The sequence below is a fragment of the Rothia sp. HMSC065D02 genome, from assembly GCF_001815285.1.
Taxonomy (GTDB): Bacteria; Actinomycetota; Actinomycetes; order Actinomycetales; family Micrococcaceae; genus Rothia; species Rothia dentocariosa.
The window spans coordinates 15,374-39,701 of the sequence record NZ_KV820060.1 but is presented as its reverse complement, the minus strand read 5'-3'; the positions used below and the strand labels follow the sequence as shown (position 1 = coordinate 39,701).

Genomic DNA, 24,328 nt, shown 5'->3' with positions numbered 1-24,328 from the left:
GAATTATTTGTATTTATTTTTCGTCACATTTTACAAAATCATCCGGTGATTACCGTCTTTTTGGCGGTAATCACCGGATATATATCTACGCCTAGGTACCGGTAATTAGTCCAACTCAGCCTGATAGGCCTCCGCTGAAAGAAGCTTTGCCACATCATCAGCATTTTCAGGACGAAGTTCGATAAGCCAGCCCTCACCGTAAGGATCGGAGTTCACCTGTGCGGGGTCATCAGCCAGCGCCTCATTGACGGCGACAACCTCACCAGCAACTGGTGACAGAAGATCGGATACGGACTTAGTGGACTCAATCTCGCCAAAGCTACCCTCAGCATCGAGGGAGTCACCGACAGAGGGCAGGTCTACATAAACCACGTCACCCAGCGCATCCTGCGCATGATCGGTAATACCGACGCGAACAGTACCTTCAGCCGAAAGGGGGGAAACCCACTCATGATCAGATGTGTACAGAAGTTCTGCGGGAACGTTGCTCATAGCAGCGATTTCCTTTCAGTGTGTTCTTGCTACGCACGGTTCTGTGCGAACCTCTCACGGTGTGGGACACGAGAGGCAATACATAAATTATCTCATAGATACGTAATGTTGAGCACGTTTTTTCCGAATCGTGTCATGGGTTCTTAGAAGTAATTTCCGTAAGGTTAAGATGTGCCTCGCAAATTTCACACATTGAAAATCAGACAGAATATAGTGAGATGCCTCGCCTCTACGTATAGCAGAGACGAGGCATCTCATTCTATTTAGCCCAACTCAGGCTAGAACCTCACTTATCGAGAGGAGATAACACTCTCTGAGAAGGGGTTCGGGTTACCGAAGCGGTGTGCGGTAATCGAAACGGCCTGTTCACGCAGGAAGGGGAGCATCTCGATACGACCAGCCTCGGTCACGGGGTGGAAGTACACAGCAACATCGGGACGACCACCCAGGGCCGTGTACACGGACTTGACGTCATCACCGATGTAACGGATACGAGTACCTTCAAGCGGAGTACCAGCCAGAGCGCGAACCGGAGTCTTAGCGTTAGAAGCCAAGTATGTGCGCCATGCTTCATCGGACTCGACCAGGTACTTGATGCCTTTGTTTTCGAGAATACCGCGTACAGCGACCGGCAGATCCTTGCCCACAGACAGAGCCATCGGCGCACCCGCAGCCAAGCCAGCAAGAACCACACGAACAGCCTCTGCGACAGAGGCGGATTCGTCAGCACGTACCAGAACCTGAGTGGGAACGTAACGCAGAATGTTACGCTCAACGCCAAGCTTCGAGGGATCGTAGCCGTAACCAAACTCGCTCTCCCAAGCTTCAGCATCCGAGGATGCCGAACGGGTCAGGAAGGCGAAATCTTCTGCGGTGCACAAATCGGCATTATCTGCTGTTGCCAGAACTTCACGTACAGCAACTGACTGAGGAACAGCGGTTGCGGTAGCCTCGGTGCGCTCCCAGTCGGACAGTGCAATGAGATAGCTAGGACCGCCTGCCTTGGTACCAGAACCAACAGTGGATTTCTTCCAGCCACCGAAGGGCTGACGGCGGACGATAGCGCCGGTAATACCACGGTTCACATAGACGTTACCTGCCTGCACCTTGGAGAGCCAGAGCTCAAGCTCCTCTGCATCCAGCGAATGCAGACCAGCGGTGAGGCCGTAATCCGGTGCGTTCTGAAGCTCAATAGCTTCTTCCAAAGTATCCGCGGTCATGATGCCCAGGATCGGACCAAAATACTCGGTCATATGGTACTCAGATCCAGGCTTAACGCCTTCACGAACACCGGGACTCCATAGGCGACCGGTATCGTCAAGTTCCTTAGGCTGAATGAGCCAGCGCTCCCCCGGCCCTAGAGTAGTCAAACCACGCAGAAGCTTCTCTTCAGGCTTCTGTGCAACAGGCCCCATCTGAGCTTCAATATCCTGCGGATGTGCCACGTGCAGAGAGTTGACGGAGTCAAGAAGCTGACGACGGAAACGCTCGGACTGTGCGGCAGCGCCTACCAATATGACGGTAGAGCCTGCGGAGCACTTCTGACCTGCGTGTCCAAATGCCGAGTATACAACATCCTTGACAGCAAGATCGATGTCAGCGTTGGGGGTCACGATGATAGAGTTCTTACCAGAGGTCTCGCCAAACAGCGGAAGATCATCGCGCCAGGAGCGGAAGAGCTCTGCCGTCTCGTAACCACCGGTGAGGATCAGACGATCAACCTCGGGGTGAGAGATCAAAACCTTGCCAGCCTCACGGTCAACAACCTTGACGAGCTTCAGAACGTCCTTGGGAACACCTGCTTTCCACATGATCTCAGCAATCAGAGCACCAGTACGTGCGGTAATAGTTGCAGGCTTGAAGATAACAGCCGAACCTGCAGCCAGACCGGCAAGAACACCACCGGCGGGAATAGCCGTCGGGAAGTTCCACGGCGGAACAACCACAGTCAAATCAACCGACTGTACCTGAGCACCGTCAATCTTTTCCAAGTCTTCAGCAAGCATTGCGTAGTAGTAGGCAAAGTCGATAGCTTCAGAAACCTCGGTATCACCCTGATCCAGAGTTTTACCAGCCTCAGCAGCCATAACTTCCAGAAGCTCGGCACGGTGCAGGGCGATTTCCTTACCAACGTTACGCAGTACAGCAGCACGCTCAGCGCCAGAGAGACGACCCCAAACCTTACCCGATGCTTCAGCATCAGCAACAAGCTGTTCAGCCTCAGCGGCAGAAGTTAGCTCGTTTTCCTTCAAAGTAGCAATACCGATTTGAGTGGTCTTGGAACGCTCAAGGATTGCTCGGCCCCACTCACGGTTGCCAGACAGCGATGGGTCGGTATCGGGTGTGTTCTCAAAACGACCTGCGGGCACGAAGACGTTATCTGCATTCTCAGTCTGACGGTTTTGATGGCGTTTGCCTTCCGGAACCTCATCAGTGACCGAGTTCAGTGAGCGCATAAAGCGGTCTTCTTCGCGCTTGAAGATTTCTTCGTCAGTTGCGAGATCAAAAATACCCGACATGAAGTTTTCGGAAGATGCGTTCTCTTCTAGGCGACGAATCAGGTATGCAATAGCAACGTCGAATTCCTTGGGGTTCACCACGGGCACATACAGAAGCAGGTGTCCCACACGACGGCGAATGATTTCTGCCTGCTGCTCGGCCATGCCGATCAGCATCTCGAACTCCACGCGATCCTTAACGCCGCGGTCTTCAGCCAAAAGCAACGCAAACGCAACGTCAAAGAGGTTGTGCCCGGCAACGCCTAGGCGGATGTTCTTCGCATGCTCGGGACGCAGTGCGTAATCGAGGATGCGCTTGTAGTTGGTGTCTGCAGCCTGCTTGGTGTCCCAGGTGGTAACAGGCCAACCATGCATAACACCCTCCACGATTTCCATAGAGAGGTTAGCGCCCTTAACCAGACGAACCTTGATCGAGGAACCACCGTTAGCAACACGTTCTGCTGCCCATGCCTGCAACCGCTGCATTGCGGCGAGAGTATCGGGCAGGTATGCCTGAAGCACGATGCCTGCTTCAAGATCCTTCAGATGAGGCTGATCCAGGATCTTGGTAAAGACCTCAATAGTCATATCGAGATCTTTGTACTCTTCCATGTCCAGGTTAATGAACTTCTTGGGGGAAGAGGATGCGGCCAGCTCATACAGCGGAGTCAAACGTCGAACCGCTTCTTCGACAACTTCGTCAAATGCCCAGTGCTGATGAGGACCAGAGACAGCAGATACCTTAATAGAAACATAATCAACGTCGTCACGAGCGAGCAGACGCTTAGTCTCAGAGAGACGATGCTCGGCTTCATTATCACCCAGCACTGCCTCACCCAGCAGGTTAACGTTCAAACGGTTACCACTCTTGGTAAGTTCTGCGATGGCATCTCCCAGTTTCTCTTCGGAAGCATCGACGATCAGGTGACCCACCATTTCGCGCAATACTCGACGCGCCACAGGAACGGTAGGCCACGACACCTTACCGGCCAGCTTACCGCCGAAGCCAACGGCGGACTTCATGTACCACGGCAAGAAGGAAGGGGCTAGACCAGAAATACGAGATAGGTTACGACCCGAAACGTTGTCGTCCTCAGGGCGAATGACGCCATCGACAAATCCAACGGTAAAGGGCAGACCCTTTGGGTCTTTCAAAACACCAGCCAGTTGCTTGGCAGCATAAGTTGGCTTAATGGACTGAGACTCAGTCACCCATTGACGAACGAGTGCACGAGCGTCCTGAGCCAATTTCTGGTAATGCTCAGATGCGAAAGGATGCGTCATCCTTGACTCCTAACTAACTACGGTGTGCTATAAGCACACGAAGCGTATTGATGTCTCTATTTCACCACAAAAGGGTATTGAATACCTCATTAGAAAAACTGAATGTTTTTGCCAATAATATTTTAGAATATCTAAATATTTTTGACGGCCGCAAATCCCCACTAAGCCCTATGAAATAGGCGGAAGGGCATGAGCGCACTACAAGCCAAACAACTACCATCCAACCCCACCTCATCCAACATTCAACAAGCACTTTAAACCTTAAAGATTTACGGCCTTAAGCCCGACTTGTTTGCAATCAAAATACAGTACTTAATGCCGGACAAAACGAACAGAGTTCATTTATTACAAGAGAATGACATCCCAAAATGTTTATGAAAACTTTATCGTTGCGTCCGTCGTTTCTGCGACACAGAAAGTACCTATTTCGATACCATGAAGAAAAGCTTAAGGTGGTTTAAGATACCGCATCAGGCAGCCTAGTACTCCGCAAAATGAGGGGCAGCAAGACCGATGCGAACAGCGCACCCTTACTCCACTAAACCAACCACGACCGCGCTAATTTAAGGAGACTTTATGTCTGTATCTGATATCCGGCGTATGCAAATGCTTCTGGAGATTCACGAACGCGGCACCATTATCGCTGCTGCGGATGCTCTTAGCTTGACCCCATCTGCTGTGTCACAGCAAATTGCAAACCTCGAAAAAGATACAGGTACAGCATTATTACAACGTGTTGGGCGGCGCGTTCAGCTCACGAACGCCGGTCTTGTCATGGTCGATAGTGCTCGTACTATATTGCGCGAGATAGACCGCATGCAGACAGCAGTAGCAAACCTTGCAGGAGAACCAGCAGGAACCGTGCGCTTGGCGATCTTCCAATCCGCTTCCTTTGCGCTTCTGCCCCGCGCTATCAAATACCTCGAAGAACATGCACCGCGTCTAATTCTGCACGTTCTACAGATCGACCCAGAGACGGGAACTTCACTCACTCGAAGCCGCGAGTACGACATGGTTCTTTCAGAGGCTTATCCGCACCACCCTATCCCCGAGTATCCAGACCTGCACTCTGAGCTTTTGGTAGAGGATCCCCTGAGTCTTATCGTCCCCGAAGAATCCAGCATCAAATCTCTCAAAGAAGCCAACGAATTGCCTTGGGTTCTTGAGATGGAGCAGAATACATCACGTCAGTGGGCTATCAATCAGTGCCGCACTGTAGGGTTCGAACCAGATATTCGGTACAGCGCAAATGATATGATCACTAATGCAAACCTGGTGCGTTCAGGCTGCGCAACCACTATAGTGCCTGGATTCGTACTCTCAAGCCTCTCTAACACAAAGGGTATTCGCACAGTAGATCTTCCGGGTAAGCCTTCACGCAAGATCTTTACCGCAGTCCGCACAGAGTCGGCGAAGAATCCGGCTCTAGTAATGGTTCGTGATGCACTTCAGCATGCCGTTAAAGAAGCATTCGGCTCATAACAAGAAACCTAAACACTTATTTCTCTATCACGGCTCGGGCGAGTTTTTCGTCGAGCACCAAGTCTGTAATAGCGCCCGTACGCAGCGCTCCTCTCAGCGCTGCCGCACGGTGCGTTCCGGAGGCTACGCATATACGACGAGGAATGCGGGAAAGCTCTTGAGGGCTGGGGCCGGATGCCCGACGGTTAATCTCAAGGTCATTCCAGCTTCCGTCCTCCCGCAGAAGTACCGTACAGATATCGCCGACCACTCCCTGCTCACGCAGTAGGCGTTGTTCTGCCGCATCAAAGTACCCGCCAGAGTACACATGTGAGGGAATAGCCCCTCCGAAAGCGCCAATACCGAAAACTGCTACATCGACCCGGCTTTGTACCTGCAGTGTTGCCTGGATGCTCCGCTCGCGCCACATCGCAGCTTTGGTATCGGCAAAGTCAAAGAATGCGGGCACCGGAAAATGAATCATATAAGCATCGTAAGCGCTTACCATGCGTCCCAATAGCGTGCCTAAATATGGTATTCCAGAATGATGCGCATTCCCTGCCCCATTTAATTGCACCACGCTCACCCCCTCTAGTGGTCGTTTAGGCAGATGCCGCGAAACCTCTGTGAGAGTTGCACCCCAGGCCACCCCGATGCTTGTGCCGTTATCGACTAGCGAATCAAGAAGTTGCGCGGCAGAACGCGCAACCTGGCTCATCCTAGCGATTGGGGTAGCGTCCTGCTTGGTATTCACAAGAGTAACGCGAACTTTGTACCGCTCCCCCAACCGTTTTTCGAGCTCATGTCGGGTTCTATACGAGTCGTCGAGGCGAATCTGCACCATGCCTGTCTCGCGCGCATTTTTGAGTAAACGCGAGATAGTTGCGCGTGAAACTCCTAGGCGGGATGCAATAGTATCCATTGTGAGATTTTGGATGTAATACAGCTGCGCGACCTCATAGGTTTGGCTGAGTCGTTCGTTCATTCGTTCCTAACCTTAAGTGAAAATCCGTTCACTCCACTTGGTAATTATTTCACCACTAAGTTTTACTTGAGAGCAATACGTCCTCGGTTCGGCATGTAGTCCGGCCTCCATACTCACAAGAAGAAAGATACCTATGAGCTCTCAACAATTTGCGCAACTCTCGCACCTAACAACAGATTCCCGTGCACGTGCCCTAGCTGAGATGAGCAGCGGTACTGAACTTGATGTTCTGGTAATTGGCGGCGGCATTACTGGTGCCGGTATTGCCCTTGATGCGGCGACTCGCGGCCTACGTACGGGTATTGTGGAGGCCGGAGACTGGGCTGCGGGCACCAGCGCTTGGTCCTCAAAACTTATTCACGGTGGCCTACGTTACCTCTATAACCTAGATTTCAAACTCGTAACCGAGGCTCTCAAGGAACGCGGTCTGTTACTCGAAAAAATTGCACCTCACCTTGTACACGCGCAGCCCTTTTTGTGGCCATTGAAGACACCGGTCATTGAGCGCTCCTATTCCGCTATCGGTATTGGCATGTACGATGCTCTCGCATACTTCGGTTCGCGTGGCAAAAAGGGAGTTCCTTCGCAGCGTCACTTTACAAAAAAGGGCACCAAAACAGTCTTCCCAGATATCAAAGACTCCGCTTTTACCGGCGCTATTCAGTTCTACGATGCCCGTGTAGATGATGCCCGCCTGGTCGTTGATGTTGTTCGCACCGCCAGCGGTTATGGTGCCCTGGCTGCCTCACGTACCCAGGTGGTGGGTATTGATAAAGACACCTCTGGCAAGGTGGTAGGTGCGCGACTGGCAGATCTTGAAAGCGGACAGGAACTCACGGTCAAAGCCAAGCACATTATTAACGCCACCGGGGTCTGGACCGAAGAATCCGAATCTCTGGCAAACCCGGATGCCGGTCTTGAAGTACTCGCTTCTAAGGGTATTCACATTGTCGTGCCGCGTGATCGTATCCAGGCTACCAGCGGTATTTTCACGAAAACCGAAAAATCAGTGCTTTTCATTATTCCGTGGCAGCGCTACTGGATTATTGGTACGACCGATACCCCGTATACCGAGGATCGCGAGCGCCCTGTGGCAACGCGTCAGGATATTGATTATGTGCTGGAGCAGGCGAATAAGCTGATTGCTAATCCGCTGACCCACGACGATATCATCGGTACCTATTCGGGGCTGCGCCCCCTCTTGCAGCCGAAGGTTAAGGGTGATGGCGCTCAGTCCACTAAGGTGTCTCGTGAGCATACTGTTACGGAGGTTGCCCCCGGTATGAGTGCCATTGCTGGCGGCAAGCTGACTACCTACCGTGTAATGGCGGCTGATGCGGTTGATTTTGCGCTCGGTGATCGTGCGCAGGAACGTCCATCGGTGACGGAGACGATCACACTGGTGGGTGCTGATGGGTATCGCGCTATTGAGGCGGGCCGTGGCCGTTACGCACAACGCTATGGTTGGGATGAAGACCGTATTACCCATCTGCTGGAACGCTATGGCGCACAGATTGAGGATCTTGGTGCGCTTATTGATGCTGATCCGGATCTTGGCAAACCTCTTAAACATGCACCGCAGTTCTTACGCGCCGATGTCGTGTTCGCTCTTCGCTACGAGGGTGTCCTGCACCTCGAGGATGTACTGGTTCGCCGCGTGCGTCTTGACCTTGAACAGCGTGATCGCGGGTTGGCTGCGGCTCCTGAGATCCTTGAGATTATGCGATCCGAACTCAACTGGGATGATACGAAGGTCGCGCGCGAACTTGCACTCTACACCGAACGGGTGAAAGCTATTCGCGAGGCAGAGTCCACTTCTACCGATGCTGAGGCGTCTGCCAAGATTGTGGCTGTAGACCCGGTGGCTCCCCGCAGGAAGCTCAACGTGCAGCACCACTAAAACTTGTGCGAAGCTCAGAGTTTCGCTCAATACTGCCGCAGGATACGGCATTTATAGTTGCCGTATCCTGCATGGTATGCCTGTTTGATTTAGTATTTTTCCAGCAGGCACACCACCCATAATTTTGGAATCCTACGATATGTTGTATTCCGTGAGATTCCTCTACCTCACAAACGCACCGTCATGGCGCATCCGCAATGGCACGACCGGGCTACCCGGTAACGTGCCCTAGTGCGGATATCTTGTACGGCGACGAAAGGAAAAATATGTCTCTCTTGGCTGCAACCATTCCTGTGCAGGCGGTAAGCCTGCTGGTGGGAGATAATGGTGTTGCTACCCATCTTGGGCTTTTTGCTTCTGAGCTCTTTGGAACGTTCATTTTGATTCTTCTGGGCGCTGGCGTGGTCGCCGGTGTCTCACTCCCCAAATCGTATGCGAAGGACGCCGGATGGGTTGTCATTACTTTCGCTTGGGGGTTTGCGGTTTTTGCGGCCGTTTATCTTTCCGGGCCTTCGGGTGCGCATCTTAACCCGGCGGTTACCCTTGGCTTAGCGGCGGCCGGTAAAGATTTGGCCAAGGGTGTTCCAGCAACTCCGGAAAACATTGCGATCTATATTGTGGCGCAGATTCTTGGGGCTTTCCTAGGTGCTGTTGCCGCGTTCTTGGCCTACAAGAAGCACTTTGATGAAGAGCCCGGTAATCGTCTGGGTATCTTTGCGACCGGTCCCGCGATCAAGTCTTATGGTTGGAACCTGGTGACGGAGATTCTGGGTACATTCGTACTTGTTGGCTGGGTTGTTGCCTCCGGACAGACTCCTTCCGGCTTGGGTCCACTGGCCGTGGCACTTATTGTAGTAGCTGTCGGCATGAGTCTAGGTGGACCTACCGGGTACGCTATTAACCCTGCGCGTGATCTTGGCCCTCGTATGGCCCATGCTGTTCTGCCTATTCGCGGTAAGGGCGGCTCGAATTGGGCATATTCTTGGGTTCCGATTCTGGGCCCTATCATCGGTGGCGTATTGGCTGGCTTGATCGTGCCTGCAGTCTTGGGATTCTAGAAACCACTGCACGGTTTAAAGATATTTTAATGAATGGGCATCACCCATTATTCCTTGTTATGGCGCGGTCATGCGCCTCCCCCAACCATTTAAGTGAGGTTACTCATGACTACTTCCTTGCATTCGGCAACTTTGGATGTTGAACGTAAATACATTATGTCTATCGATCAGGGCACCACCAGTTCCCGAGCTATCCTTTTCGATAAGGCGGGCAAGATCGTTTCTGTGGGTCAGCTTGAGCACGAGCAGATTTTCCCCAAGGCAGGCTGGGTTGAGCACAACCCCGCTGAGATTTGGGATAACGTGCGTAAAGCCGTTGCAATGGCGATGGCAAACGGTGAAGTAAACCATCACGAGATTGCCGCAGTGGGCATCACCAATCAACGTGAGACCACGGTGGTGTGGGATAAGAACACTGGTGAGCCGGTCTATAACGCAATTGTCTGGCAGGATACCCGCACCCAAGAGATTGTCGATGAAATTGCTGGCGATGATGGCGTGGGTAAGTACCACGATGTTGTGGGTCTGAATCTTTCAACCTACTTCTCAGGACCCAAGATTAAGTGGATTCTTGATAACGTTCCCGGCGCCCGTGAGCGTGCCGAACGTGGTGATCTGCTTTTTGGCAACACCGACAGCTGGGTAGTGTGGAACCTAACCGGCGGTGTTGATGGCGGTGTACATGTAACCGACGTTACGAATGCATCCCGCACTTTGCTCATGAACATTCGTACTCTTGAGTGGGATCCGCAGATCGCTGCCGATATGGGTATTCCCATGAGCATGCTCCCCGAAATCAAGTCTTCATCTGAGGTCTACGGCTATGGTCGCCCCACCGGTCTGATGCGCGGCACACCCATTGCCGGTATTCTGGGCGATCAGCAGGCGGCAACCTTCGGGCAGGCTTGTTTCGAGAAGGGCATGGCGAAGAACACCTACGGCACCGGTAACTTCATGCTGATGAACACCGGACAAGAGCCCGTATTCTCAGATAACGGCCTTCTTACGACCGTGGCGTACAAGATTGGGGACGCTGACCCCGTTTATGCCCTAGAGGGTTCGGTTGCGATGAGCGGTTCGCTGATTCAGTGGCTCCGCGATAACCTGGGCATGCTCACCAACGCCTCCGATTCCGAAGCACTAGCAACTTCGGTTGAGGATTCGGGTGGCTGCTATGTGGTTCCTGCATTCTCGGGCCTGTTTGCACCGCACTGGCGTTCGGACGCACGCGGCGTGATCGTGGGCTTAACCCGCTATGTAAACAAGGCGCATATTGTGCGCGCGGCGTTGGAGGCAACCGCTTTCCAGACCCGCGAGGTGTTGGACGCGATGAACGCCGATTCCGGTGTGAAGCTTTCCGAGCTGCGTGTGGATGGCGGTATGACCGCAAACGAGTTCCTGATGCAGTTCCAGGCAGATATTCTAGGGGTTCCGGTGATCCGTCCGAAGGTTATTGAGACTACTGCGTTGGGTGCCGCCTACGCAGCCGGTATTGCGGTCGGTTTCTGGGACGGCGAGAAAGACGTTGTCGAAAACTGGGCTGAGGATAAGCGGTGGCTGCCTGCCATGGAGCAGTCCGAGGTAGACCGCCAGTACCGCCTCTGGAAGAAAGCCGTGGCACGTACCCTCGACTGGGTGGATGAGGACGTGCCGACTTCCTAAGAATTTTCTTCGTACATAAAGCCCGCACTCTTTTGCGTAAAACGCACAGCACCGCTGTTCGAGACATGCAAAAGAGTGCGGGCTTTATATTCTTACTGTATCCTGTACATTTTGCCGCATATCGTACGCTTCTACCCTACGAAATTGCAGGAAAATGTACGGGGTAATTACAGCACGTGTCTATATCAGGTATGAGAACAACCTTAGTTACCAGCAATAGCAGGCCAATAGGTTTGCCATCCTCCCGCGGTTCGGGCCGCTTTGCCTGCTTGGACGATTAGCCCATGTAACAGTGCATACTCTTCAACGCTCAATACTTCAGAACGGATGCGTTCATCGCACGCTTTACGTGCTTGCGCATAGGTGGTGTAATCTCCCCATCCAGCCGCTGCGAGAAGCCTGCGCGCATAAGCATCGTAAATAAACACACCTCGGTGATAGGCATACAGCAAAATATCGTCAGCGGTTTCCTCGCCTACGCCCTTCACCCCTAGCAGCGAAGCCCTCAACTGTGCATCACTCATAGATTCAGCAAGGGTATCGGTAGTAAGGAACCAATCGGTAATGGTATGCAGATAGACGGTTTTAGTGCGCCAATATCCTGAGGGACGGATCGCTTCTTGTACCACAGCCGAATCAGCTGCAGCGAGTGTTTCAGGATTGAGAAGGTCAAGGGTACGCAAGTTTGCCAATGCGGTTTCGGTGTTCGTCCACGTGGTGTTTTGCACCAATACTGCGCCTGCCAAGATCTCGAATTTTGTTTCGGCTGGCCACCACACGCCCACATCAGGAATCGCGCGCTGGAGCACCGTCATCATCTGGCGCATTGATTCCATAACAGACCCCTTCATTAGGTTTTCTTGTAACCTATAGTGCATCTGAATTCATGACAGAGTTCAACTCCGGCACCATCGCACTTGATATGGATTGAAAACCGGCAATCTCTATTCGGAATCTGAGCTCTCTCTTCTTACAGCGTTGGCAGACTACGCCGTCGAGTAGTTGAGCGACCCAAGACAAGATAAATGCTATTCGAGTTTTAAGAGACAACTCTAGCCATCCAAGTACGAAGCATAGGAATTTCGTTCGGAGCAACGGTCGCGATAATACGTTCACAATCTGCGCTGGTTAAAGCTAAATAATCTTCTGGGACATGATATGCATCTCTGAGTTCTCCTGCATACACACCTGGGAAACCACCGCCCATCAGAAAAGGTGGCCCATTATCACCAATAAGCACGTGATCAGGATCAGTGTCTAACATGGTCAACGCACGGTCATAGAACTCATACCCACCAATAACAACGGTCTCTTGGCTGGTCTCAAACTGTATATCTATATAATAAACCGGGGCAAAAAATAGCCGCTTGTGTTTACGAGCATCAGGACTGATACTCACGCGCATCGTCGAAAGCGGGAGAACCAGCACGCTCTGAGAATAGTCTCTGGCTTCCTGCTCGCTAGAAAAACGTATGGGCATCTACGCACTCCCTTCAGCACTGCGCATGTCTAGGGTATCAAACCTATCGAAAAAGCAGTCAGCGTCTCAGATGATTAGGTGATACGCCTAGAAGGATAGAAATATCCCGTACACTTTGCCGCATCTTCGTAGGGTAAAAGCGTACGATATGCAGGAAAGTGTACGGGATACGAGTCTATCATCGCAGGATTCGCAGGGTTAACTAGAGATGCCCTCAGGTTCTTCAAGCATCTCTGCACGTAGTTTTGCATCACGTTTACGCACGCGACGAGCATTGTATTTATGCCCTACGGGGTAGAAAAAATAAAGTCCCACAAGAATAAAGAGAGAAATCATCATAATACTCGTGAATATTCCAGAGAAAACTCCGGCGCTCCCCTTTTCTGCAATATCTTTTGCAATATTGTTCATGACCGATCCTGGCAGAGTCATTCCGCACAGAACGTAAAGACAAAATTGCCACCATTGGTAACGCACAAAATTTCTACGGAGAGCATAGGTAACAGCGGATTGCAATTCGGTATATCGCATTCTGAGGTTTTGCGGTGCCCGCTGAATATCCTGAATGCGCCTTAGTGCCTTGGACGCTTCAAGAGCGGCTTCGTAGGAAACGAAAACCGGCTTACCCTCAAGCTCAATTGCGTGTGCCTCAGCAGCGCGCAAAAACAGGCTGGTCTGCGCATCAGCCAGAGAGGAATCGTCCTGTCCCTGCCGTCGCTTATGCGCGCTAACCGTCATGTTCTCAGCGGTATCGAATAACTTTGCGCGAGCCGATACATAGTTAGGTTCTAAGGGGTTCAACTCAATGAGTTCCCCATAACGATCGATCGCAGTTGCAATATGTCCCAGATCGACGGCAATAGCTGCTTCAAGTTCTAGAGCTTCCTCGTAGGTTACGGGAAACCCGGAATTGTATGCCAATCGTCGACGTGCTTGGATAACATTAAAATATGCGGTATTAAGTTCCCCTCTATACCGTTGAGCGCAAGCTAGTCCATATAAACCTACCGGGTCTTCAGGTGCTAAAACGTTGAGTTTTTGCGCAGCGAAATAAAGATTTATGTCATCACTATCATCAAGATAGTCAAGAACTAAATTACGCCAGTAATCTAGGTTTGGCACCGAATGTACGGTATGCGCGCCCACAGTTTTTTGCGGGTAAGTCAAGGAAGTCATCTTTGGGTCCCGAACATATAAGTGAAAGAGTGAGTATGTAAGTTTTATTTTACCCAAAATAACTAAAAAATTTAAAAACAACTATGTATTTTATATCATATTTTTATATAATAATATGCAATGTAAAGTTTTTCTACGTCATGTTTTCGCGGCAGAGTTTATGATTAAGGAAGTAAAAACACAAAGGAGCTGTCATGAGCGAGAAGAAACTTAAAGCACCACAAGAACTCATTAACAACACAGCAAAACGCTGGCACAGCCTCATCGACAGCCCAGTAGGACGCCTTTATCTTGCAGCAAGCACCAAAGCTCTTACCGGGCTTTGGTATGAGGAACAGACACATTTTCCTATACCAGACGAGCTCGGTGAGTTTATTCCAGACCCCTCGGCAATCGCTGCAAACAGCGAGCCAGCGCCTGCAGCGAGCATCCTTAAGCACACCACTCGCGAACTGCAGGAGTATTTCGCCGGCAAACGTACAACCTTCACAATTCCTTTAGCGCCTGAGGGAACAGATTTTCAGCTCATGGTATGGGAATATTTATGTTCAGTCCCCTACGGATACACCACAACCTACGGAACCATCTCACATGCCGTGGGGCCAGGCGCACCCGCACAGGCGGTCGGACAAGCTGTTGGGCACAATAAAATTTCAATCATCATCCCTTGCCATCGCGTTTTGGGGTCTAATGGCAAGCTCACCGGCTACGCAGGCGGGCTCGACCGCAAACAATTCCTTCTCGACCTCGAAGAACCTGCAGAAATTCGCGAGGGTCGACTCTTTTAGGCTCTCGACTATTTTATCGAAATAATATTCTATATTTGCCTTCCAACTGAATCTCTATATACTATACTAGTATATATTTACGATATTAGGAGGTGGCCATGTCGTCAGATGATTCTGCGAACGCTGTCGCTTCTGGCAAAGTCGAAACGAGCGCAGACCGAAAATATCCTGCTTGGGTACGTCATGATCTTGAACGCGACTACTACGATAAGGAGTGGGGCATACCTATCACCCATGAAACCGGGGTGCTTGAACGGGTTTGTCTCGAAGGGTTTCAGGCCGGTCTTTCATGGTATACGGTCTTAGTCAAAAGGCCAGTGTTTCGGGAAGTCTTTGCCAACTTTCTTCCTGAAAAGCTTGCAGCATTTACAGACGATGATGTTGAACGATTGCTCCACGATAAACGTATCATTCGGAATAACCTCAAGATTCGTGCCACTATCTCAAATGCGCGCCTAACTCTTGACCTACGCGAGCGTGCAGCTGCTGGAGACGAGTCATTAGCAGGATTTTACCTCCCAAACGGGTTATGGGTTGAACCTGGTTTACCCGCTTTTATCTGGTCTTTCCTTCCCGAAAGCACTATTACTCCGAAAACTCTTGAGGAGGTTCCTACGCAAAATGATGTCTCTGCAGCTATGTCGAAAGCATTCAAGAAGCTCGGAGGCAAATTTTTGGGTCCAACCAGCTGTTACGCCTTAATGAGTGCCGTTGGTATGGTGGATGCGCACCTACTGGACTCACACCGGCGTGGGTCATCAGGCTTATTTACTCCCGAAGGAGAATTGCGCCGGGGCTCATAGATATAAAGGTTTTTGGTTAAAACGAAGAGATTCCTGCCTCGCCTACTGAAAGGCGAAAGCAGAAACCTCTATCATGTTGCAAGCTCGGTCTTATTTCGTGAAGCTCTGCATTATGACACCATCGTGAAAAGCAATATGAGAGATAGGATTGGCGGCACACACTGGATAAGCGCGGGTTTACGCTTATCCGGTGAGGTCGCGAAGAGATAAATTCCCGCGACGGCCATCGAACCTAGACCGGCAAACATGAGGGCGATGCCAACTTGAGGCAGACCACCAACCCAGAACGCTAACAGGCCGGTTGCTGCAATCCAGGCCAGCATGAGATTGTAGAGCCCTTGATTTGCAGCCATTTCTTTGGAGGCTTCGGCAAATTCTTCCGTGGTACCGAAGGTATTCCGACCCCGAGGTTTAGTCCACAGGAAAGTCTCAAGAATCCAGATATACACATGAATAGCGATGGACACGAATGCGAAGACCGTGACGACGCTTGCCAAGGTAGACATTGTTATTTCCTCTTTCTCGAAGGTAGTTCGGTAAATCAAGCACCAATTTTACTATCTCATCGTCATAATCCGTAAGACAGCCAAGGCTCAAGGATAAACAAGAGGAACCTCCTCCCACCTACATACAGAATACGCCAGCTCATACCTCGTTCGAGGCACAAGACTGGCGCATTCGGGGGGGGGTATGTGCTAGTGGACGACGAGCGACAGCAGGTATACCCACACGCAGGTCAGCACCAGCAAAATAGCACTGTACTTGATCGCCATTGAGGTTATCTTCGACTCCTGCCCAGAGCTTTCCACAGATGCAGCCGCAATAGCGATAGACTGCGGCGAGACGATCTTCGCCATCACACCGCCGGCGGTATTTGATGCCACCAGCAGGGTGGGGTTCACGCTGATCTGGTGCGCGGTGGTCGATTGCAGACCCGCGAAGAGAATATTGTTGTTAACCACCGAACCGGTCACAAACACACCGATCCAGCCGATAATCGGCGAGAAGAGTGGGAAGAGCGTCCCTACCGTCGCAACGGCCAGTGCGATGGAAGAGATCATACCCGCATAGTTCATCACGTTAGCAACTGACATCACAAGGCAGATCATAATGATGGGCGTCTGCAGCTGTTTCCAAGCACCGCCCAGCTCTTCGAAAGCGGCCTTCCAGCTGATGGAGGAGAACAGCACGGTAATAATAACAGCCACAAGGATCGCGGTACCCGAGGCTCCCAGAATATTCCAGGTGAAGACGGCTTTCACAGGGGTCGGGTTTTTAGCGATAGGAGCCACCTGCTCGATCGCCCCATGAATACCAGGAACATTGACGAGGATATTAGTGAAACCTAGGGGGCCATCGCTCTCCCCTGCTTTAGGGAATACCGGTTTTAGGACCGTAGACCAGAGCAGAATTGCGACGGACAGGTAGATGAATGGGCTCCAAGCCTTGAATATTTCACCGGAGGTATGCTTGGTCTCGCCTTGTGCTTGCACTTCCTCCAGGGAGGGAGCGGTAGGCTCACGGAAAATATGCTTGGGTTGCCATGCGCGCATGATGAGAGCCAAAACGATCAATGATAGAAGCGGCGGAATAATATCAACCAGCTCAGGGTTTCCCAAGGTCAGTAGCAGCAGGGATTGTCCGCCAGAGTAAACGGCACCAACGATCAGAGCCACCAAGCCAGTTTCGCGTAACCCGCGTATCCCGTCTTGGATAACGACCATGAGCACTGGGATAAGCATCGCAAAAATCTGCAACACAGGAACCATATTTGCCGATAATTCGGCCAGAGGAATACTGCCTTTCTCGGCGCCGGTGCTGACCGGAATACCGATAGCACCGTATGCACCGGATGAAACGTTAGCAACCAGCGCGAACATTGCGGCCTTGAGCGGGTTAAACCCGAGGCTGACCAGCAAAGCCGCACAAATTGCGATCGGAATACCGAACCCTGCCGCGCCTTCGAGAAATCCACCGAAACAGAATGCGATCAGCAGCATCTGGATACGCTGGTCAGTAGAGATGGCCGAGATAGAGGAGCGAACAATGTCGAAGTGACCGGAACGCACTGTAATGCGGTATAGCCACACCGCCATGAGCACGATCCAGCCGATAGGCCATAGACCAGCCAAGAAACCATAAAGGATTGAGCCCGCTCCAGCGCCTACTGGCAGCCCAAATACGAAGATTCCGATACCGAGTGCGAGTGCGAGAGAAATAATCGCCGCTTTGATACCGCTGAGTTTGAGAATGGTTAGTCCAAGGAGGAAGAAGACAATGGGGATTACCGCTACTAGTGCTGAGAGCATAGTGGAATTGAGCGGGTCATATACCTGCTGCCACATGGTTTTTCCTTTCCGCGACATACGCGGTTCTTAGTGGTCACTGCATACCGCTAATGTGGATTAACGTGGGTTCATGAACTTTTACCCAAGATCCACGGTTGCGATTCTGTGGTTTTTGGCTACGAAAGCCAGTGTGTGCGGATGTTGCTTCCACACTGCGCTACCAGTACCTCTTTGTAGTGTCAAGGAATTTACCTTGGCAGACCAGCTGTAGACACCTCATCCACTCCAAAATATACCACTATCGACAGAATAATTCGCAAGTATTCCCACTCAAAGACAGGAACATCATAGTTGTACTTTCACCTAAAGCGTATTCTTGCCTAGTGAAAGCCATAATACGCAAAGCATACGAATCGAGACAAAACGATATTGATTCGCGAAATAATCTATCCAAGAAGGAGCTTGCAGCGACATCGCCCTCACAGATCTAAAGAATGTTCAGATGCGGTAAAAAATACGAGAGTAACAGCTCAATAACCAAGACGGGGATTACCCATACCACGGCAGAGCTTAACAAAAAACGGCGTTGTAGACAGAAAACAGCGATATACGATAAACCCAATAATAAAAACGCTCCAATCGATAGTTTTACCGATTAGAGCGTCTTCTGCGTCGGGTTGACAGGATTTGAACCTGCGACCCCTTGACCCCCAGTCAAGTGCGCTACCAAGCTGCGCCACAACCCGATGTACATCACACTATTATGTACCGTGTTTCCAGGAAATCCCTGCGAACACTCGAATAACTATACCCCAGGTTCTCACCCCGTGCAACTTAGAAAACGCGAAAATACTGGATTTTTCGCTGCCGCTCAATATATATTCCACGCAGACAACTAAGGGAACTTTGAGAACATAGCGTCTCTTCAGAATGGTTGGATTACTGCCAAAGCCCTGCTTGCATATGGGCTACTGCGATGACAGTGTTAAAACACACTGACTCTTCACAGACGCTACAGATTTTTAGAGAGGGCATCATGAAAAACCTCATTATTTTCGATCATCCCTACACTGCCGAGGCTTGGCGTAATATCCCCCATCAGCGGTCTTTTTGCGCTGCCCTATGCAAGAATATAACCGATAAACTTGAGGCACGCGGCGACGAGGTCGATCTTCTTGATCTACATGCCGATGGTTTCGACCCGGTCATGCGAGCAGAAGATCTTGCTAACTGGCGTCGTGGTAATCCCATCACTAACCAGATAGCGGACTATCAGGCGCGTGTAAAATCCGCAGACCGCTTGATCTTTATCTTCCCTATCTGGTGGGATTCTATGCCCGCCATGACCAAGGGCTTTATCGATAAAGTCTACGCCAAAGATCTGCTGTACACACAGCCCAGCGAATACCGGCTTGTTACTGCGTTGAATCACGATACCGAAATCGTTCTTGTAACCCCTCTCGGTATGCCCTTGCCCATATACAAATACATCATGCGAGCGCCCGCCGTCAGAATTTTCAAACAGAGTATTTTCCGGAAGACCGGGATCAAAAATTTCCGCTGGCTTCCTTATGCGCGGGTAGACAAAATGACGGCTGAGCAACGCGCCCAGTTACTCGCAAACGTACCTTTTTAGATGAGCGCGACGAATTAGCCAAGGGAAGCATAAGCACCCCACCAAAGATATAAAGGGTGGGGTAGTTATGCTCGTTCACGTTTGGGTAGCACGTTAGCGTTTGCGTGAGCCCTTGCCGCCCTTTTTCGCTTTGCTCCCCTGACGGTCCCCGAGAGAGCGGCGTTCGCGCACGCGCATCGAAATTTCGATCGGCGTACCTGTGAACTCAAAGGTTTCACGCAGGCGGCGCGTGATAAAACGCCGATACCCCGGGTCTAAGAACCCGGTTGTAAAGAGCACAAACTTCGGCGGGCGTGAAGACACCTGTGTACCGAACAGGATGCGCGGCTGCTTACCACCACGCAGCGGATGGGGATGCGCCGCCGCCAATTCGCCTAAGAAAGCGTTCAGTCGCCCGGTTGGAATACGCGAATCCCAGGATTCCAGCGAGCGTTCCAGGGCGGGAACCAGCTTATCTTTATGCCAGCCGGTTTTTGCCGAGATATTCACGCGCGGAGCCCATTTCACATGTGCCAGGTCGCGGTCAATTTCGCGTTCGAGCATGTCGCGGCGTTCCTCATCGAGGGTATCCCATTTGTTGAAGGCCAATACCATAGCGCGACCGGAATCGATCGTGGTCTGAATGATGCGCACATCCTGCTCGCTCAGCGGTTCAGAAACATCCAGAAGTACGACTGCGACTTCGGAGCGTTCCAGGGCTGTCTGAGTGCGGAGTGAGGAATAAAATTCGGCGCCTTTCGCCATATGCTGGCGACGGCGAATGCCCGCCGTATCGATGAATCGCCACGGGTAGCCGCCCAACTCAATAACCTCATCAATAGGGTCGCGTGTAGTACCCGCGAGATCGTTCACGACGGCGCGTTCGGAACCCGCTAGTTTGTTCAGCAGCGAGGATTTACCCACGTTGGGGCGGCCGATAAGTGCCACACGGCGAGGTCCGCCCGGTGCCTCCGGCTGCGCATACTGGGAGTGTTCGGGCATAACCTCTAGAAGCTCATCGAGGGCATCCGCCAGACCACGACCGTGCAAACCCGAAACCGGGAAGGGCTGTCCCATACCCAGCGACCACAGGCTGTAAATTTCCGGTTCCAAGTGGGAATCGTCGATCTTATTTGCCATCAGAATGATGGGCTTCTTGACACGGCGAAGCATACGCACGATCTGTTCGTCTGAGGCGGTAATTCCCACGCGTGCGTCCACAACCAGGATGACAACATCGGCCTGCTCAACCGCGATCTCTGCCTGATCCGCTACCTGAGCATCAATACCGCGTGCGTCAGACTCCCAGCCGCCAGTATCGACGAGGGTAAAGCATTTGCCCACCCATTCAGCCTTATAGGAGACGCGGTCGCGAGTCACGCCTGGCTTATCTTCTACCACGGCTTCCCGACGCCCCAGAATGCGGTTAATAATGGTGGATTTACCCACGTTGGGGCGCCCCACGATAGCTACTACAGGATCGGCGAATTGTTCGTCTTCTTCGTCAAAGTCGAAACCCCAAGCGCCAAGAAGGGCACGGTCTTCTTCATCAAGGTCATAGTCCTCGAGTCCTTCCAGAAGAGCCTGCGCACGCGCTTCTGCGGTTTCGTCGTCAATATCGGCTAAACGTTCGGTGAGGTCATCTTCTCCGCCGCCTAGGTATTTGTCTTCGTAGTCATCGCGGGTAGCGTCGTTCTCAGCCATGCGCCATCCTTTCTTCTGCGCGAACGCCAGCTTAAGGCTTGTCCTAGCAGCTTTAATTTCTCACTAGTATGTTCGCTGTCTTTCAAGTATTTTATGCGGTCTCGGTCCCTGCAGAGGCATCCCGTAATGCCTGTCGTTTCGCCTTCACCTGCGCGTTAACAGCGTTAATAACGGTTGATACGGTCTCGTTAAAGTCCAGATCGGAGCTGTCTACCAAGGTTACACCGGGAGCGGCTTCCATAAAATTATTCACTTTAGAATCCTGGGTATCGCGTTCAGAGATCTGCTGCGTAAGGTCGCCGGACTCCCCTGATTTTTCGGTGTTCTCCAGTCCACGGCGTGCCATGCGCACCTCTTCCGATGCGGTTAGCAGTATGCGTGCATCTGCATCCGGTGCCACCACGGTTGTAATATCTCGCCCCTCTGCCACAATACCGTTGACCGCGTGGTTGATCGTCCAGCGTTGTAGCTCGATGAGGTATTCACGAACGGCAGGCACAGAGGCTACGGCAGAGACCGCACCAGAAATTCGTTCAGTGCGGATTTCCTCGCGAATATCGGTGGTGCCCATCAAAATTTCTTCTTCATTGATATTGGTTCCGAAGACGAGCGGCATCTCTCGCACAGCTTTCCCGATAGCGTCTTGGTCAGCAAGATCAATATCGAGTTGAAGTACACGATAGGTTGCGGCACGATACATAGCGCCTGTGTCTAGATACGCTAACCCAAAATGGCGTGCGACTTCTTTTGAGACCGATGATTTTCCAGAACCTGACGGTCCATCGATCGCGATCGTAAGTTTAGGGTTCTCATGCATAACATTACTTTCTGTCTGCGAGGGGTCCCGCATGTTGAGTGTCAAAATAATCTTGAATATCCAGGCTTACGGGGGGGGGTAACTGCTGAAGAACGCCAGCTATTTTACGACTTTCCAGCCTCGTTCCGTGAGCCCGTCTACCAAATAGTCGTGTTTTGCCGGGTTTACCGAGACCTCAGCCATGCCGACGGGCGCGCCCGTGGAGTGCTCCAGCCGCAAATCTTCAAGGTTAACCCCTAAGTCACCAATATCTGCCAGCATCCGGGCCAAAGTTCCGGGCTCATCATCAACCAAAACGGTGAGGGTCGCAAAAGCCGTCGGAACTCCGCCGTGTTTACCGGGGATGCGCGCCACACCGGCGTTGCCTTCGCTCATCAGCTGCGCAAGATCAAGCCTGGCGCCCGATGCCGAAGGATCTTCCAATGTTTCAATCAGACGGTTTAAATCTTCTCGCACACCATAGAGGCTCTTCACGATAGGCGCTGCGTTCGCCGCAAAAATCTGCACCCAGAGTGCGGGGTCGGAAGCAGCGATGCGGACCGTATCGCGAAGCCCTTGCCCCGCTAAACCAAGCGCATATAAGGGAGTTTCCTGCAGCCGAGTCGCTAGCAGGGAACTCATAGCCTGCGGCAGATGTGAAATCAACGCAACCGTTTCGTCGTGTTCTTCAGCGCTAAGAGTCGTCACGAAAGAGCCAAGCTCTACCGCAAGGGCGCGCACTAATCGCACGCACTCGATACGTGCATCGTCATGTTCGCAGATAATCCAGGGACGCGCCTGAAAAAGCTCCCCACGCGCCGCAACCGGGCCGGTCTTTTCACGCCCAGCCATCGGGTGCGAACCAACGTATCGTGAAGCATCAGCATCAGAGGCGAGTACCTGCTCTAAAGGCTGTACTTTAACGGAGGCAATGTCGGTCACGGTAGCGCCCGCATATCCGGGGCTAGGCGCATACTCCCGCAATGCCTGTATGCAAAGCTTTCCGGCTATATCCGGCGGAGAAGCCACAACTACCAGCTGCGGGGCGAAAGACTCACGCTCATCGGGCTCAAGGGTATCGAGCCGGGTTCCTGCCCCAATATCTTCGGCGACGGCTTCAACGGTGGGCGAAATATCCTGCAGATAAACTTCAAGCCCCGCAGCACGCAAACCTAGCCCGATAGATGCGCCCAATAGGCCAGCCCCTACCACGAGGACCGGTCCTTCCAGCATGGGGGTCATAGTTGTTTCTGTCATTACATCTCCACCGAAGCAAGCAGATGCCCAATTTCGACTTTAGAAAGATTACGAACAGTCCCCTGCTTCTGCGATCCGATACGAATGGGACCCATCTGCACACGAACAAGTTTCTCCACAGGATACCCCACGGCTTCAAAGAGGCGGCGCACAATACGGTTCTTGCCCGAGTGAATGGTCACTTCAATCAGCACATGGCCGGGCGCCGAATCCACAAGTTTAAAAGAATCCACCCTCGATATGCCGTCTTCAAGGCGAATACCTTTCTTTAGCTCAGCGCCAATACCTGATTCTACTGGACCGCGCACCTGCACCAGATACGTTTTGGGTACCTCATACGAAGGATGTGTTAAACGGTTTGCAAGCTCGCCGTCGTTAGTAAGAAGCAGCAGCCCCTCGGTTTCCACGTCTAATCGTCCCACATGGAAAACGCGCTCATTCATAGAGTCACGTAGAAAATCTTTAATGCAGGGGCGGCCATCGGGGTCTTCCATCGTGGAAACGACGCCAGCAGGTTTATTGAACGCCATGTAGATGAGCTTTTCGTTAGTCTGCACGGTCATACCATCAACCTGCACAATCACATCGGCAGGATTAACACGCACCCCCAGCTCGGTCACGACCTCACCGTTAACGGTCACTCGTCCTTCCGTGATCATCTCTTCACATACACGACGCGATGCAACACCTGCCTGCGCCATCAATTTTTGCAGGCGTACACCGTCGTGATCATAGAAATCAAAATGATCCACAGGCGCGTTACGGGGACGGCGTGGGCGATGTGGCCCAGAGTAGTTATTTACCCTGTATTCACCGCGCTCATGTGGGAAAGCTTCACCGGAACGATAGGGGCGATGCGGCGCCCGCCTATCCCGCTTGGAAGCACCCGCACCGTGGCTACGCGCGGCGCGTGGAGACCCTGATGTACCGGCTTTAGGCTTTCCGCCGCCTGAAGTTTTGCCGCTAAATTTACCGCCTCGGGTTGAGGAGCTAGCGCCCACGCCATTACGTTTCACGCCAGGTCGAGGTTTCCGCGACCCGGGGTTTTTACCGCGAGAGTTTCCATATGTCATAGTCTTAT

The 24,328-nt window shown here is 51.9% G+C and carries 19 protein-coding genes and 1 tRNA gene; 7 read left to right on the top strand and 13 right to left on the bottom strand.

What is annotated here, in order from left to right; all coding sequences use genetic code 11:
- Positions 1 to 105: 105 nt before the first annotated feature.
- On the bottom strand, positions 106 to 492 hold the full coding sequence (gene gcvH, locus HMPREF3016_RS00255; RefSeq protein ID WP_004004367.1) for a glycine cleavage system protein GcvH: 387 nt from the start codon (positions 490 to 492) through the stop codon (positions 106 to 108).
- Positions 493 to 782: 290 nt separating this feature from the next.
- The gene (locus tag HMPREF3016_RS00250) at positions 783 to 4,274 is read right to left on the bottom strand and encodes a bifunctional proline dehydrogenase/L-glutamate gamma-semialdehyde dehydrogenase (RefSeq protein ID WP_070739283.1); all 3,492 of its coding nucleotides are present in this window, start codon (positions 4,272 to 4,274) and stop codon (positions 783 to 785) included.
- 576 nt (positions 4,275 to 4,850) lie between these two features.
- On the opposite strand from HMPREF3016_RS00250, the gene HMPREF3016_RS00245 reads away from it, so the two are divergent.
- Positions 4,851 to 5,756, top strand: a complete 906-nt coding sequence (locus HMPREF3016_RS00245) for a LysR family transcriptional regulator (RefSeq protein WP_004004365.1) — start codon at positions 4,851 to 4,853, stop codon at positions 5,754 to 5,756.
- 16 nt (positions 5,757 to 5,772) lie between these two features.
- On the opposite strand, the gene HMPREF3016_RS00240 is transcribed toward HMPREF3016_RS00245, so the two are convergent.
- Complete coding sequence (locus HMPREF3016_RS00240) at positions 5,773 to 6,720, bottom strand: sugar-binding transcriptional regulator (RefSeq protein ID WP_004004364.1); 948 nt, start codon at positions 6,718 to 6,720, stop codon at positions 5,773 to 5,775.
- A gap of 133 nt (positions 6,721 to 6,853) precedes the next feature.
- Between HMPREF3016_RS00240 and HMPREF3016_RS00235 the strand changes: the two genes are divergently transcribed.
- From HMPREF3016_RS00235 to glpK, 3 genes are all read left to right on the top strand, one after another.
- Positions 6,854 to 8,620 (top strand): glycerol-3-phosphate dehydrogenase/oxidase, encoded by a 1,767-nt coding sequence (locus HMPREF3016_RS00235; RefSeq protein WP_070739280.1) that lies wholly within the window; start codon positions 6,854 to 6,856, stop codon positions 8,618 to 8,620.
- A 266-nt stretch (positions 8,621 to 8,886) separates the two neighbouring features.
- Complete coding sequence (locus tag HMPREF3016_RS00230) at positions 8,887 to 9,678, top strand: MIP/aquaporin family protein (RefSeq protein ID WP_037230801.1); 792 nt, start codon at positions 8,887 to 8,889, stop codon at positions 9,676 to 9,678.
- A gap of 105 nt (positions 9,679 to 9,783) precedes the next feature.
- The gene (gene glpK / locus HMPREF3016_RS00225) at positions 9,784 to 11,340 is read left to right on the top strand and encodes a glycerol kinase GlpK (protein ID WP_070739277.1); all 1,557 of its coding nucleotides are present in this window, start codon (positions 9,784 to 9,786) and stop codon (positions 11,338 to 11,340) included.
- A gap of 203 nt (positions 11,341 to 11,543) precedes the next feature.
- On the opposite strand, the gene HMPREF3016_RS00220 is transcribed toward glpK, so the two are convergent.
- From HMPREF3016_RS00220 to HMPREF3016_RS00210, 3 genes are all read right to left on the bottom strand, one after another.
- The gene (locus HMPREF3016_RS00220) at positions 11,544 to 12,176 is read right to left on the bottom strand and encodes an endonuclease III domain-containing protein (protein WP_246828393.1); all 633 of its coding nucleotides are present in this window, start codon (positions 12,174 to 12,176) and stop codon (positions 11,544 to 11,546) included.
- A 203-nt stretch (positions 12,177 to 12,379) separates the two neighbouring features.
- Positions 12,380 to 12,820, bottom strand: coding sequence for a hypothetical protein (locus HMPREF3016_RS00215; RefSeq protein WP_048751994.1), 441 nt, complete (start codon positions 12,818 to 12,820; stop codon positions 12,380 to 12,382).
- 198 nt (positions 12,821 to 13,018) lie between these two features.
- Positions 13,019 to 13,996 carry a hypothetical protein gene (locus HMPREF3016_RS00210; protein WP_048751995.1) on the bottom strand — a complete coding sequence of 326 codons (978 nt, stop codon included), beginning with the start codon at positions 13,994 to 13,996 and terminating at the stop codon, positions 13,019 to 13,021.
- Between the two features lie 194 nt (positions 13,997 to 14,190).
- Here HMPREF3016_RS00210 and HMPREF3016_RS00205 point away from each other — a divergent pair, with 194 nt between their 5' ends.
- Together HMPREF3016_RS00205 and HMPREF3016_RS00200 are read left to right on the top strand one after the other, a co-directional pair.
- Positions 14,191 to 14,784 (top strand): methylated-DNA--[protein]-cysteine S-methyltransferase, encoded by a 594-nt coding sequence (locus HMPREF3016_RS00205; RefSeq protein WP_048751996.1) that lies wholly within the window; start codon positions 14,191 to 14,193, stop codon positions 14,782 to 14,784.
- A gap of 98 nt (positions 14,785 to 14,882) precedes the next feature.
- A complete protein-coding gene (locus HMPREF3016_RS00200; RefSeq protein ID WP_070627649.1) occupies positions 14,883 to 15,587 on the top strand; it encodes a DNA-3-methyladenine glycosylase I in 705 nt (234 codons plus the stop codon).
- A gap of 110 nt (positions 15,588 to 15,697) precedes the next feature.
- Here the strand turns inward: HMPREF3016_RS00200 and HMPREF3016_RS00195 are convergent, their stop codons facing one another.
- From HMPREF3016_RS00195 to HMPREF3016_RS00185, 3 genes are all read right to left on the bottom strand, one after another.
- Positions 15,698 to 16,093, bottom strand: a complete 396-nt coding sequence (locus HMPREF3016_RS00195) for a DUF1304 domain-containing protein (RefSeq protein WP_048752000.1) — start codon at positions 16,091 to 16,093, stop codon at positions 15,698 to 15,700.
- A 189-nt stretch (positions 16,094 to 16,282) separates the two neighbouring features.
- The gene (locus tag HMPREF3016_RS00190; protein WP_070739271.1) at positions 16,283 to 17,932 is read right to left on the bottom strand and encodes an L-lactate permease; all 1,650 of its coding nucleotides are present in this window, start codon (positions 17,930 to 17,932) and stop codon (positions 16,283 to 16,285) included.
- A 615-nt stretch (positions 17,933 to 18,547) separates the two neighbouring features.
- Positions 18,548 to 18,621, bottom strand: a tRNA-Pro gene (locus HMPREF3016_RS00185).
- A 290-nt stretch (positions 18,622 to 18,911) separates the two neighbouring features.
- On the opposite strand from HMPREF3016_RS00185, the gene HMPREF3016_RS00180 reads away from it, so the two are divergent.
- Positions 18,912 to 19,511: an NAD(P)H-dependent oxidoreductase gene (locus HMPREF3016_RS00180; RefSeq protein ID WP_048752002.1), complete on the top strand. Its 600-nt coding sequence runs from the start codon at positions 18,912 to 18,914 to the stop codon at positions 19,509 to 19,511.
- A 93-nt stretch (positions 19,512 to 19,604) separates the two neighbouring features.
- On the opposite strand, the gene der is transcribed toward HMPREF3016_RS00180, so the two are convergent.
- From der to HMPREF3016_RS00160, 4 genes are all read right to left on the bottom strand, one after another.
- A complete protein-coding gene (gene der / locus HMPREF3016_RS00175; RefSeq protein ID WP_070739268.1) occupies positions 19,605 to 21,194 on the bottom strand; it encodes a ribosome biogenesis GTPase Der in 1,590 nt (529 codons plus the stop codon).
- A gap of 91 nt (positions 21,195 to 21,285) precedes the next feature.
- On the bottom strand, positions 21,286 to 22,011 hold the full coding sequence (gene cmk, locus HMPREF3016_RS00170) for a (d)CMP kinase (RefSeq protein ID WP_070739265.1): 726 nt from the start codon (positions 22,009 to 22,011) through the stop codon (positions 21,286 to 21,288).
- Positions 22,012 to 22,110: 99 nt separating this feature from the next.
- Positions 22,111 to 23,247 (bottom strand): prephenate dehydrogenase, encoded by a 1,137-nt coding sequence (locus HMPREF3016_RS00165; protein ID WP_048752008.1) that lies wholly within the window; start codon positions 23,245 to 23,247, stop codon positions 22,111 to 22,113.
- A complete protein-coding gene (locus HMPREF3016_RS00160) occupies positions 23,247 to 24,320 on the bottom strand; it encodes a pseudouridine synthase (RefSeq protein ID WP_048752009.1) in 1,074 nt (357 codons plus the stop codon). Before HMPREF3016_RS00160 ends, HMPREF3016_RS00165 begins: the two co-directional genes overlap by 1 nt.
- Positions 24,321 to 24,328 lie beyond the last annotated feature (8 nt).